The organism is Salegentibacter sediminis (genome assembly GCF_002078605.1).
Taxonomy (GTDB): domain Bacteria; phylum Bacteroidota; class Bacteroidia; order Flavobacteriales; family Flavobacteriaceae; genus Salegentibacter; species Salegentibacter sediminis.
In genome coordinates this window covers 1-12,405 of the sequence record NZ_MSJR01000012.1, presented here as the reverse complement: position 1 = coordinate 12,405, position 12,405 = coordinate 1, and the positions used below count along the sequence as shown (strand labels likewise).

General features: G+C 34.8%; 13 protein-coding genes. 9 read left to right on the top strand and 4 right to left on the bottom strand.

Going from position 1 to position 12,405, the window contains the following annotated elements:
* The first annotated feature begins 58 nt into the window (after positions 1-58).
* Complete coding sequence (locus BUW93_RS13860; RefSeq protein WP_081212338.1) at positions 59-379, top strand: GIY-YIG nuclease family protein; 321 nt, start codon at positions 59-61, stop codon at positions 377-379.
* Positions 380-877: 498 nt separating this feature from the next.
* Here BUW93_RS13860 and BUW93_RS13855 read toward each other — a convergent pair whose 3' ends face one another.
* The 3 genes from BUW93_RS13855 to BUW93_RS13845 form a co-directional block, all read right to left on the bottom strand.
* Positions 878-2,164 carry an ArnT family glycosyltransferase gene (locus BUW93_RS13855; protein ID WP_081212337.1) on the bottom strand — a complete coding sequence of 429 codons (1,287 nt, stop codon included), beginning with the start codon at positions 2,162-2,164 and terminating at the stop codon, positions 878-880.
* Between the two features lies 1 nt (position 2,165).
* The gene (locus BUW93_RS13850) at positions 2,166-2,882 is read right to left on the bottom strand and encodes a glycosyltransferase family 2 protein (RefSeq protein ID WP_081212336.1); all 717 of its coding nucleotides are present in this window, start codon (positions 2,880-2,882) and stop codon (positions 2,166-2,168) included.
* Between the two features lie 168 nt (positions 2,883-3,050).
* Positions 3,051-3,758, bottom strand: a complete 708-nt coding sequence (locus BUW93_RS13845; RefSeq protein WP_081212335.1) for a sulfotransferase domain-containing protein — start codon at positions 3,756-3,758, stop codon at positions 3,051-3,053.
* A 281-nt stretch (positions 3,759-4,039) separates the two neighbouring features.
* Between BUW93_RS13845 and BUW93_RS13840 the strand changes: the two genes are divergently transcribed.
* Positions 4,040-4,900 (top strand): ABC transporter permease, encoded by an 861-nt coding sequence (locus BUW93_RS13840; protein ID WP_081212334.1) that lies wholly within the window; start codon positions 4,040-4,042, stop codon positions 4,898-4,900.
* A 12-nt stretch (positions 4,901-4,912) separates the two neighbouring features.
* On the opposite strand, the gene BUW93_RS13835 is transcribed toward BUW93_RS13840, so the two are convergent.
* Entirely contained in the window at positions 4,913-5,860 is a 948-nt protein-coding gene (locus BUW93_RS13835) for an FkbM family methyltransferase (protein WP_081212333.1), read from the bottom strand.
* Between the two features lie 150 nt (positions 5,861-6,010).
* Between BUW93_RS13835 and BUW93_RS13830 the strand changes: the two genes are divergently transcribed.
* From BUW93_RS13830 to BUW93_RS13800, 7 genes are all read left to right on the top strand, one after another.
* Entirely contained in the window at positions 6,011-7,297 is a 1,287-nt protein-coding gene (locus BUW93_RS13830) for an ABC transporter ATP-binding protein (RefSeq protein WP_081212332.1), read from the top strand.
* Positions 7,279-8,028: an FkbM family methyltransferase gene (locus tag BUW93_RS13825; protein WP_081212331.1), complete on the top strand. Its 750-nt coding sequence runs from the start codon at positions 7,279-7,281 to the stop codon at positions 8,026-8,028. Before BUW93_RS13830 ends, BUW93_RS13825 begins: the two co-directional genes overlap by 19 nt.
* Positions 8,015-8,980: a hypothetical protein gene (locus tag BUW93_RS13820; RefSeq protein WP_081212330.1), complete on the top strand. Its 966-nt coding sequence runs from the start codon at positions 8,015-8,017 to the stop codon at positions 8,978-8,980. Before BUW93_RS13825 ends, BUW93_RS13820 begins: the two co-directional genes overlap by 14 nt.
* 2 nt (positions 8,981-8,982) lie before the next feature.
* Positions 8,983-9,924, top strand: a complete 942-nt coding sequence (locus tag BUW93_RS13815; protein WP_081212329.1) for a sulfotransferase family protein — start codon at positions 8,983-8,985, stop codon at positions 9,922-9,924.
* Between the two features lie 63 nt (positions 9,925-9,987).
* Entirely contained in the window at positions 9,988-10,806 is an 819-nt protein-coding gene (locus BUW93_RS13810) for a glycosyltransferase family 2 protein (protein ID WP_081212328.1), read from the top strand.
* A 20-nt stretch (positions 10,807-10,826) separates the two neighbouring features.
* Complete coding sequence (locus BUW93_RS13805) at positions 10,827-10,976, top strand: glycosyltransferase family 2 protein (RefSeq protein ID WP_081212327.1); 150 nt, start codon at positions 10,827-10,829, stop codon at positions 10,974-10,976.
* Between the two features lie 133 nt (positions 10,977-11,109).
* A complete protein-coding gene (locus BUW93_RS13800) occupies positions 11,110-12,138 on the top strand; it encodes a glycosyltransferase (protein WP_157893340.1) in 1,029 nt (342 codons plus the stop codon).
* The last annotated feature ends 267 nt before the right edge of the window (positions 12,139-12,405 follow it).

Genomic DNA, 12,405 nt, shown 5'->3' with positions numbered 1-12,405 from the left:
GAACCCTCAAAATATTTCCCTCTTAGTTCAGCTATAAATTAATTATTTAAATTGTAATATGAAATTGTATTACGTCTACATAGTTGAATGCAAGGACAATTCTTACTATACAGGTATCACAAATAACCTGAATAGAAGATTATGGGAACATAATTCAGGGTATGATGAGAATGCGTATACTTTTTCACGGCGCCCGGTAATATTAAAGTGGAGTGAACAGTTTACCGATCCCCAGTATGCTATAATGGTGGAAAAACAAATCAAAGGTTGGAGCCGGAGAAAAAAACAGGCTTTAATTAATGAAAACTGGAATGACCTGATAAAATTTTCAAGAAGTTACGGGCGGTACGGGAAACCAGATAAGGATTTAGAGGAATAGGTTACGGGGTAATAAGTTAGAACTAATATTTTAACTTTAAATGGGCTTCGACTTTCCATACTTCTGTCCTACCGGCCAGAAATATGGGCTCAGCCTGACATTTTTGGTTTGCTGATGGCTTATTATTAAAACGCGCTGTCACACTGAGCCCGGCGGTAGCCGAAATAGCCTGTCCTGAGCGTAGCTTTTGCGGAGTCGAAGGGAAGTGCTTAGTAATAAGTTGCGAATGTCTTTTGAATTTCAAAGGGGGCTTCGACTTTCCTCCCCCTGGTCGGGCTCAGCCTGACATTGCTTCGACCCTTCGACTGCTTCGCGCTCAGGACAAGCTTTTCCTCCCTCTGGTCGGGCTCAGCCTGACACACCTGGTTTGTTGATAGCATATTATTAAATCCACTTGTCACACTGAGCCGGCTGCGGTAGCAGACGAATAGTCGAAGTGCTTAGTATTACGTAGAAGTTTTTTTAGAACTTTAAAAGAACTTTCCTTTTGAGAGTTGCTCACCCCTTAGGTATTTTTTTTCTCAATGTAGGAAGAACTTCTCCCAGCATTCCTATAAGAAGCAAAAGTTCCAACCCCACCTGGGGCATACGAAAACGGAAGCCGGAATAGGTGATGATAGTAATCCCAATGGTAGATAGAACAAGACCTATTACTAATGATCGCAACAACTTATTCCTGGAAAAGATTAATAAATATAAAAGCGAAAAAAGTGCAAGAACCTGAAAAATTATCCGTCCTGTTTCCAAAACTCCCGGTCTGGGAGTTTCAGGAAATGGATTGAAGGCGCTTTTTAATTTCTTCCAAATAATTGGCAATACAAGATCGGGATTGGTTTTGATAAAGTGCAAGCTGGCATTTTTATAAAGCTCCATTCTTTCCACCTCATTGTTTGATTTCTCAGGCTTGTATTCATAATCCTTTAGAACTAAAGTTTCATCTGCCAGGTCACCTTTTGTATTAGTATGCAATCTGGGAACATCTTCATTCCAGCCCTTAGCCATTACTGCCCCGGAGGAGGTGGTTAAGATAAGCTCGCTCGTATCCAGAACTATGGAATTCCTGATTACCCAGCTAAAAACAATAGCTGTGCATATGAGTGAACTTAGGAATAAGCTTTTAAAGGGTATTTGTTTTTTGATAAAAAGAATTAACCATATCGAAAAAGGTAAAAAAATATAATAGGGGTGGGCGAGAATCATAATTCCCGCTACCAAAGATTGCATGATAAAACCTTTTTTATGTTGGAAGTACCTTACAAGCAAATAGACCCATAAGCTCATAAAAAAGAAGGTTATAGGTTCTGAAAGGAATACCCTGGAATAAAGTTGCCAGGCCGGATGAATTGCATAGAGAAAGCAACCGGCAAGGATAAGTACCTCTTTTATTTTTAAAAGTTTTAGCGTTTTATAGAAGATAAAAATTCCCAGTAAGTGAAGCAGGAATTTAAAAATAAGAAGATAGGTGAGATTATAGCCGAAGATAAGAAATATCCCGGCAATCAAAAAGGGCCATACCGGAGGTCTCCAGGTACTTTTGCCTACAAAGCTTATCTCCTCCCAGGAGATTTGTTTGTTTTTGAATGCCTCCATTAAGCTGCCCTCGGAAACTTTTATGTGGCCGTATTTCTGAAATTCAGCCAGGCTAAGTCCGAGTCCTATAAAGCTGACAGCATCTCCTCCTGTTTCATATTTGAGATTATTAGCTACATAAAAATTATAAACGAGTATGCCCGATACCAGAATTCCAAGTAAAATTTTTAATGAGATAAGAGGCTTGGTTTTCATCTTAGCGGGCAATAATATTGTACTTAAAAACACACCATAAAGCCCGTAACCCGTCTTTCCAGTTTATTTTTTTGCCTTCTGCATAAGTACGCCCGTAATAAGAGATGCCCACCTCGTAAATTCTTATACCGGGAATTCTACTGATTTTTGCAGTCACCTCGGGTTCAAACCCAAAACGTTTTTCCTTTAAGGTCAAAGATTTCAGAATATCAGCTCTGAAAAGCTTATAGCAGGTTTCCATATCGGTTAAATTGAGATTGGTAAAGGCATTGCTTAGAAAAGTGAGAAATTTATTGCCTATAGAGTGCCAGAAGAAAAGAATGCGGTGCGGGTTGCCTCCCATAAACCGGGAACCATAAACCACATCCGCTTTTCCTTCAAGTACCGGCCTTAGGAGATGATTGTATTCATCAGGGTCATATTCCAGGTCGGCATCCTGGATGATTATAAAATCTCCTGATGCCATGTCAATCCCTTTGTGTATTGCCGCCCCTTTCCCCAGGTTGGTCTCCTGCTTAAAATAATTAATATCAATTTCGGGGTTTTTAGTAATGAATTCGGTTATTAATTCTCCTGTCTTGTCGGTAGAATGATCATCTATAATCAGGATCTCCCTCTCCAGGGAAAAATCCAGGGCTAAGATTTTTAATTCCTCTAAAATGGGAATTATGGTTTTCTCTTCATTATAAGCCGGGATGAGGATGGATAGTTTTTTCAAGAGGCGGTTAGTTTAGATCAAATATATCTATTTTTATATCATCTTCTCATTATTGAATTTCTATTCTCAAGGGTTTTATCCGTTTTTTAGACTTTTCAATTATCGGAAAATACATCTCTCTTTTTTCTTTATAGGTCGGGGTGTAAAACTATTTTGAACAAATGCTTTTTACTTTAAACTTTTTAGTATCCGTTTTAAAAAATCCTTAGCACCTATCTTAATCAAACATTGATTAGTGAAAATCAATGTTTTCGTTTGAAAGATATTCAGACGATCTTTAATGCCGATTTTCGAATATCTGGCTTTTGCTGGCTTAAAGTTCTTTTTTGTTATAGGGAGGTTGTAAAACTTTTCAATTTCGTTAATCACCTTTTTAGGGTTTTTCAAAAAATCATTATAATAAATAATTAGGGTATTTCTATTATTAGTTTGGTGGTTCCAGTTATCGTAAAAATATACCAAATCATTATAAAACCCATCTCTTTTGGCCTTAATAATAAGATCTTCTTTTTTTAGTTTGGTATCATATCCAGGGGGAAGACTGTTGTAATTTCTTTTGGCGCCTCTTTGGTAGGCCATTATTATTTCTTTAGGATTTCTTAAAAGAACTACCTTGGGTAGGTTCTTAAGTAATTTGAGATTGTTTGCAGAAGGAAAGATATGTTGTTTGTAGAAGGTGTCCTTCCGGGAAAATTTATCGATCTCATTCTGACTTAACTCCCTAATATCCGAATGGACCAGGTGAATTTTGTTACTTGATTTCGGGGGGGAGTTCTCCCGGAATGAAAAATCCTGTACTGCCTCAAGCTTATGAAGCTCTCCTATGGTTACCATTAAGGAGGTACTGGCACTTTTTGGGATAGCGATTATCAGCAAATCAAATAATTTTTATTGATATCAATTCTGAGCTCATAATCATATTCATATTTCTCTATAACCAATTGGTTGCTTTATGAATTTCCAAAATAGTGGCTAAATATACCTAATTATAAGCCGGGATGAGGATGGATAGTTTCTTCAAGTAGTTGGTTAAGTTTACTCAAAGATATATTTTTTCTGAAAACAATTTTTATAGTTAATTAGATTAAGGAATACTGCTAGTTAAAAGCAATTTCACTAAAAATTTTCTTAATTTCACCCACCAATTGATCTAAGCTTTGAAACAACCGGAGAACGACTGGCTTTATGAGATAAGCCCCAAGCGCAAGGTAATAGACCTGAATTTTAAAGAGATTTGGGACTACCGGGATTTGCTCATCCTATTCGTTAAACGGGATATAGTTACGGTTTATAAGCAAACCATCCTGGGGCCATTGTGGTTTTTCATCCAACCTTTGTTTACCTCGGTGATCTTTACCCTGGTTTTTAACAATATAGCTAACATTCCCACAGGCAATGTGCCGCCTTTTCTCTTTAACCTGGCCGGGATAACGGCCTGGAATTATTTTAACCAGAGCCTTACGCAAACTTCCAGTACCTTCAGGTCTTATGCCGGTATCTTTGGGAAGGTATATTTCCCGCGGGTAATCATGCCCTTAAAGACGGTAATTTCTGGCTTGTTTAAATTTGGCATTCAATTAAGTATTTTGGTGATCTTTTATTTTTATTTTCTTTTTCAGGGGTATGAGCTACAGCCCAATACTAACCTGTTTCTTTTTCCAATTTATGTTCTCATGATGGCTCTTTTAGGTCTGGGGGCAGGGATGACGATCTCTTCTTTCACCACTAAATATCGTGATCTTACGGTTTTAGTGGGTTTTGCGACATCTTTGTTAATGTATATCTCGGCGGTACCTTATCCCTTGAGCGAAGTCTCTGGAAAGATCCCGGAGTTGGCCTGGTTAGTGAAATATAATCCCCTGGCACAAATCATTGAGGGCTTTAGATATATGCTCCTGGATACCGGTGTTTTTAGCTGGAGCGGCTTTTTCTATACCCTTGCCTTTTCTATTAGTCTGTTTTTAATTGGCCTTGTTGTTTTTAATAGAACCGAAAAGAATTTTATTGATACGGTTTAAACCGATTTTTATTTAGATTTTTTCATATATAGAAGTACACCTTTTTACTTTTTCCTCCAGATCTTTGTGGAATAATAGAAAATTCCATTCCCAATTATTTAGATATTCTCTACACATTTTAAATTCTGAAAGTTTCTCAATTTTGTTTCCTTTTTGCAAGTGAAAAAGCTTATAATCATTTAAGTTGAATAACTCATTTAGACGATTTGCTACACCCACACTTAATACCTCTATAAACATTATAGGTTTGTATTTTAAAAGATAGTTTTCTAATCCCTTTATAGCCTCTGGCTCATGCATTTCAATATCAAATTTAATAAGGTCTATTCCAGGGATGTTCTGATTCTTTATATAAGAGGAAAGCTGGACAGTTTCCACTTCATATTCCATCATCGAACCTTTATAGCCGCTCCAGTTCTTCATTTTATCAGGAGAAAGTGAGGCATTATCATTAGGATACGGTAGGTCATAGAAAAGCTGATTGCCTGTATAATTAGAAACAGCCTTTTCCTCGCAATGAATATCAAAGCTATTAATTTTATTGTTTAATTCTAACCTTTTAAAAGTGTGAATAGAAGGCTCAAAGGCATAAACAGAGCTTGCAGGATTGATGCTTTTTGCCACAAGACTGTAAATCCCAGTATTAGCACCTATATCAAAAATTACATCAGAGCACCTACATAATTCAATCCAAAGCCAGCCAACGTCATTTTCAAAAGTTTTAAAAGCTCCCTCCCAAAAGGTTTCATTTTCTATCATGCTACCATAATTAATCATATAAAAATGATTATTGTTAGGCAGCCGTACTCTGAATTTACCTCGAAAGCGTAATTTTTTTAGAACTGAGCCAGGCTTGTAGGCCCATCTTAAATTGAAACAAATAAAACGCTTTGCTTTATTAGGTAATTTGGTATATGTGTTAAGAAATTTTGCAGTTAAATAGTTTTTAATTTTTTTCATAAGAGATAAAAGTAATTAAATATAAATTTCCGGGTAGAAAAATAGCTTAAATCCTTTGTTGAGTTTGTTAGATCCTTTCTGTTTTAGGATTTAATTATGTACTTTTCGGGCATTAGGTTTCCTTCAATTTATTGATTAAGAAAATAATTAATGAGCGTAATACTTAAAGCCGAAAATATCTCCAAACAATACCGCCTGGGAAATGTAGGGACGGGAACCCTGGGAGACGACCTGAAGCGTTGGTGGTATAGCATTCGAGGGAAAGAAGATCCTTTTTTAAAAGTAGGGGGTGTAAACGACAGAAGCGCCAAAGCCACCGAAGATTATATCTGGGCCTTGCGGGATATTAATTTTGAAGTGAAGCAGGGAGAAGTTTTAGGGATTATAGGCAAAAATGGCGCAGGGAAATCTACGCTACTAAAATTGCTTTCCAGAGTCACCTCTCCTACTACCGGAAGTATTAAAACTAAAGGACGTATTGCCAGCCTGCTGGAAATAGGCACCGGTTTTCATCCTGAACTCACCGGGCGCGAGAACATCTTTATGAACGGGGCGGTACTGGGAATGACCCGGGCAGAAATTAAAGCTAAACTCGACGAGATCATCGCGTTCTCGGGTTGTGAAATGTATATAGATACTCCTGTTAAGCGATATAGCAGCGGGATGACGGTAAGGTTAGGTTTTGCCGTGGCCGCGCATCTGGAACCCGAGATCCTGGTAATAGATGAGGTCTTGGCCGTAGGCGATGCCGAATTCCAGAAAAAAGCCATTGGCAAGATGAACTCGCTTTCGAAAGGGGAAGGCCGAACAGTGTTGTTTGTGAGTCATAATATGGCGAGTGTAAAAAGTCTCTGTGACAGAGGAATCGTGCTGGAAAATGGATTATCTGTGTATGAAGGAGGAGTGGAAAAGGCAATTAATTTCTATTTATCCAATGAAAAAAGGATAATACCAAAGGATTTGAGTACTGTAGAAAACCGAAGTGGTACAGGGCTTGCAAAATTTAAAAGTTTTGAAATTATACATACTAATGGACAAACAATTGAAAATGTATTAAGTGGGGATACTGTTATTTTTGTTTTTACTCTTGATATAATAAACCCTAATAAGAATTTAAATGTTGACCTTGGTTTTTCAATCCATAGCCCGGATGATGAATTAATATCAGTACTTTATAGTTCTTATCAGAATGAAATGATGCAAGTGGAGGAAGACGGCCGCTGTATAATTAAATGTAAAATTGCAGATTTACCTTATAATGAAGGGGAATATATTGTGAAGGGGCGAATTGAATGTGATAAAGTAGAATCAGATTGGCCTAAAGTCCCTTTGGGAAAATTTAATGTGGTTAAAGGGGATTTTTATAAAACTGGTAATCTTGGCTTTAATGGGAAATCAAAACTGCTAATTAAGGGAGAATGGGATTTAATAAATTAAAGGAGTTAATTTTAAAATTAACTCCACAAAAAATTATTAATCTTTATCAGGATCCCCTGAAATCTTTTCAGGAAGATTATTCCACGCTTTCCTACTCTCAGGAAGGTGAAGACTTAATTTTAAAACGACTTTTTGAAGGGCAGAAAAATGGTTTTTATGTAGATGTAGGTGCACATCACCCTAAACGTTTTTCAAATACTTTTCTATTTTATAAAAGAGGGTGGCGAGGTATTAATATTGATGCGATGCCAGGTAGTATGAAGAAATTTAAAGTAGTAAGGCCAGAGGATATCAATATAGAAGCTGCAATTTCAGATAATGACGAATTATTAAAATATTATATTTTCAATGAGCCAGCTTTAAATACTTTTTCATCTGAACTGGCTAAGAAAAAGAATGGTTATAAAAGCTTTAAGATAATTAGTGAAGAAGAAATAAATACAACTAGATTAGAAAATATTTTAGATACTTTTCTTAAGGATGGCTCTCAAATTGATTTTCTTACTATTGATGTGGAAAGTTTTGAAATGAAAGTTTTGAAATCAAATAATTGGGAGAGATATAAACCAAAAGTTATTGTAGTTGAAAAAACTAATTCTACAATTACAGAAGTTCTCAATTCCGAACTATACAATTTCCTTTATAAAAAAAACTATCAGCTATTTGCAAAATCATTTAATAGCTTATTCTTAGTTCTGAAAACTGAAAAAGCCTTGTATGTTAGAAAATAATATGAAAACCCCAATTTTATATCTGGTTTTTAATCGGTTGGATCTTGTCGAAAAATCTTTCGCAAAAATTAAAAATGCAAGACCAAAAGTTTTATTTGTTGCTGCTGATGGGCCTAGAGCAGATGCGATAGAAGATGAAAGAAAGTGTTATGACGTTAGGAATTATATTAAGCAGAATATCGACTGGGAATGTGAGGTGAGTTATTTGTTTCGGGAAAAAAACTTAGGTTGTGGTCTGGCTGTTTCTCAGGCTATTTCCTGGTTTTTTGAAAATGTAGAGGAAGGAATAATTCTGGAAGATGATTGTTTGCCGGGAAATTCTTTCTTTCCTTTTTGTGAGGAACTTCTGATTAAATACAGGGATAATAAAAAGGTCTATCATATTGGTGGTTCAAATTGGCAAAAAGGTAATAAAAGAGGTGATGCCGATTATTATTTTTCTAATATTCCCGGTATTTGGGGGTGGGCCACCTGGAGTGATCGTTGGGCTGACTACAAGTTTGACATATTTAAAAATAAAGAGAACTGGCAAAAACTAGATAAAAGACTTCCGGAAATCACAAATTCTGAAGAAGAAAAAGTTTTTCAATTAAAATGCTTCAATTCTTGTAAAAATAATCAAATAGATACCTGGGATTATCAGTGGAGGTTTTTAGTCTTTATAAAAAAAGGATTATGTATTGTTCCGAATAAAAACCTAGTTTCTAATCTTGGGCACAGAGAAGACAGTGCACATACAAAAGATAGTTCTCATTGGCGTGCAAATTTAAATATTGAAGAAATGGGGTTTCCATTAAAGCATCCTAAACGAATTGCAGTCAATAGAAAAGCCGATAAATTTCTTGCCGATCATTTATTCCTGAATAAGACAAAGAAAAAAAATATAGCTTATAAATACCTTAAAAAGGTTAAGGGAAAAAGTTTTAAACTATTTAAGAAAATAATTGATTAAGATTGGAAGAGCAAAATCTCGTATTCATAATTTCCCAACCTCGAAGCGGTTCAACATTTTTACAAAATCTGCTTTCAAACAATACTGAGGTAAACACCTGCAGTGAATCCTGGCTGCTTTTAAATTTCGCTAATCAAATAAAACCTTCTTTATTGTCAGCTTCTTTTAATAATATTTTAGCAGGAAAGGCTTTTGGAAATTATGTGAATGACCAAAAAATCGATTTTACTAAAAAGCAAAAGGATTTTATTCTGGAGCTATACAGACCGCTTCAGGAAGGTTATAAATTAGTAATAGATAAAACCCCCAGGTACTGGGAAATATTAGAAGAAGTTCAGCAATTATTCCCGGAAAGTAGAATTATACTTTTAAAACGCAACCCTATAGACGTAGCGAGCTCAATAATGAAAACCTGGCACATTAAATCATTATCCCAATTAAGTACTAATTACAATAGAGATCTTTTAATAGCCCCCGGAAAGATCCACTCATTTAGTTTATCGAATAAGACTAATAAAAATGTATATGTTTTGCGGTATGAAGACCTGGTAGGGGACACACAAACAGAAACTGAAAAGATTTATAATTGGTTGGGCATTAAATATTCCTCAGAGGTTTTAGATTTAGATCAAAATAAAAAGTACAAAGGAGAGTTCGGAGATCCCTATCAGAATTCAGATAAGGATTACGAAGAAATAAAGGCCACTTCAGATCTGGTTGAACTGAATAAAATTCAGAAAAACTTTATAAAAGGCTATGCTCATTATCTTGGAGAAGATTTTCTTAAGGAATATGGGAATTATGAGTTTGAGGATCAGAAGAAAACGGTAGAATTTGCATATTTTATTCACAAATTAAGAAATAGGAACCTGGAAGTTAAATTTAAAGAGGAAGTTCAATTCCTTTTGAAGGAAGTATATTTCAGGTTTAAAAAAATGAATTAGGAAAGTAATCATTTTAGAAATTACCGAAGATGAGCTTTTTTAAGGATTAAATTCTAAAATCAAATGGCTAAAGCTCCGTTGATAAGTATTATTACTGTAAACCTCAACAACCTGGAAGGTTTAAAGAAAACCATGCAAAGTGTTTTTGAACAAACCTGGCAGGAATTCGAATATATTGTAATTGATGGAGGCTCAACTGATGGGAGTAAAGAATATATTGAGTCTAATAAAGATAAGATCGATTATTGGGTAAGTGAAAAGGATAAAGGTGTCTATAATGCTATGAACAAAGGTATAAAAATAGCTAAAGGAGAGTATTTGTATTTTTTGAATAGTGGAGATATATTGTACGACACTTTAACTTTAAAAAAGATTGCGCCAAATTTAAAAGGCAATGATGTGGTGTATGGTAATTTAATTAAGGTGTATCGAGATGAAAGAGGAGAACAAGTAGATAAAGGGGTAAATGGTGAAGATGTTAGCTTAAAAACTTTTATAAAGGGTAACCTGAATCATCAGGCAACTTTTCTGACAAAGAATATATTTGAGAAATACGGTTTGTATGATGAAAGTTTAAAAATTGTCTCCGATTGGAAATTATACTTAATTGCCTTAGGTTTAAATAATGCCAAAGTAAAATATAAAAATATCCCAATAGCGTATTATGATATGGCAGGCTTAAGCAGCAATATTAGATTGAGGGATGAAGAACGAAGATATGTTATAAAAAATGAAATCCCTTTACCACTATTTTTAGACTATTTAGAACTTAGGCGATTAGAAGAAAAGCTTAATTCTCCTCGTTATCAGAAATTTGAACAAACTGATAAAAAGGGGATATCACGGAAATTACACTCTATTATTTTTAGATTGTTTTCATAAGAAGGACCTAAGATGTTATAATGGAAAATCCTTTAGTTTCAATTATTATTCCCGTATATAATCGTTCTAATGTAATAGGGGATAGCCTGGAGTCGGTTCTGTCTCAAACTTATAAGCAAGGGGAATGTAATATAGTGGATGATGGATCTACCGATTTTATTTCAGAGTAAATGCAATTTTGTTATGAATCGTAAAGTCGAATTTATATAACTGGAATATTATTAAAGATTACAATAGTATCCCTATTTTTATTGAATTGAAGATATAAATGTAGAATACTTACTTCTATAATTTTTAATGCTTATGAAAATAGCACATGTCGTATTTTCGTTGCTTACTGGTGGAACTGAAACCATGTTGGTAGATTTATTAAATGAGCAAACAAAGAGTAATGCAGTTATGTTGTTTGTTATAAATGATAAGTACCATAATTATCTCTTGGATGAAGTTGATAAGCGAGTAAAAATAGTGCGTTTTAATAGAAAAGAAAAGAGTAAAAATTTCCTGGCTTTTTTAAAGCTTAATTCAATGTTATTCTTGTTTAAGCCTCACCTGGTTCACTGTCATCATCAATCAATCATTGAAGTACTTCTAAACAGGAGAAATGTGATTTTAACCTTACACTGCAATCATACATCTTTGCGGAACCTTCACAAATACAAAAAAGTTGTTGCCATTTCTGAAACTGTTAAAAATAATCTCAATAGAAAAAGCAGTATTATTTCTGAGATGATATATAATGGTATTGATATTTCTAGGTTAGAAAAAAAGAAAAATTTTTCCTTTACGAAATTCAAAATTGTTCAAGTGAGCAGACTTCATCATGCAGTTAAAGGACAGCACATCCTTATTAAGGCACTCAATATTCTCGTTCATGATAAAAAGATTCGGGATATTCATGTGGATTTTATTGGTGAAGGACCGTCTGAAGAATATTTGAAAAACTTAACAACAGAATATAACTTGCAAAGTTTTGTCAACTTTTTGGGTATCAGGGATAGAGGCTATATTTATTCTCATTTAAAGGATTATGAGTTATTAATACAACCTTCTTTAGATGAAGGATTTGGATTGACCATTGCTGAAGGTTTAATAGCGAAAGTCCCTGTATTGGTTTCAAATATTAATGCACCCATGGAACTTATTGAAAATGGTGTCTATGGAAATTTTTTTGAGGTTAACAATGAGAATAGTTGTGCAGCACGTATAGAAGACATTATTAAAAACTACGAATTTCAGGTGGAACGGACGGAGAAATCTTCTTTATATGCAAGCAATAAGTTTGATATAAGAAACACGGCAGTTCAATATATCGATCTCTCAGATGGATAATATCATCTTTTTTATATAATCAGCTTCTAAAGATCAGAAACCGGTTGTTTTTCTACCTGAAGGTAGACCAAAAGATGGTAAAATACTTTCGCTAAACATCTATTGATGTTTTTTGTTCCACAATAGTACTGGCAGCCCTCATGTCATTCCTTTATTTAAGGTTATGAATGCTAGATCTTTTGAAGCCATGAAAAAATTTGGCTCTTTGAATGGCACCCCCCAAAGTACAAGGATAACAAGAAAGTCTTATTGACCGAGATGTTAACT

Bases quoted from the DNA above. Each gene is read 5' to 3' on its own strand.
- BUW93_RS13810 (WP_081212328.1), top strand. From the start codon at position 9,988: ATGGCTAAAGCTCCGTTGATAAGTATTATTACTGTAAACCTCAACAAC.
- BUW93_RS13830 (WP_081212332.1), top strand. From the start codon at position 6,011: ATGAGCGTAATACTTAAAGCCGAAAATATCTCCAAACAATACCGCCTG.
- BUW93_RS13855 (WP_081212337.1), bottom strand. From the start codon at position 2,164: ATGAAAACCAAGCCTCTTATCTCATTAAAAATTTTACTTGGAATTCTG.
- BUW93_RS13825 (WP_081212331.1), top strand. From the start codon at position 7,279: ATGGGATTTAATAAATTAAAGGAGTTAATTTTAAAATTAACTCCACAA.
- BUW93_RS13835 (WP_081212333.1), bottom strand. From the start codon at position 5,860: ATGAAAAAAATTAAAAACTATTTAACTGCAAAATTTCTTAACACATAT.
- BUW93_RS13860 (WP_081212338.1), top strand. From the start codon at position 59: ATGAAATTGTATTACGTCTACATAGTTGAATGCAAGGACAATTCTTAC.
- BUW93_RS13805 (WP_081212327.1), top strand. From the start codon at position 10,827: ATGGAAAATCCTTTAGTTTCAATTATTATTCCCGTATATAATCGTTCT.
- BUW93_RS13820 (WP_081212330.1), top strand. From the start codon at position 8,015: ATGTTAGAAAATAATATGAAAACCCCAATTTTATATCTGGTTTTTAAT.
- BUW93_RS13800 (WP_157893340.1), top strand. From the start codon at position 11,110: ATGAAAATAGCACATGTCGTATTTTCGTTGCTTACTGGTGGAACTGAA.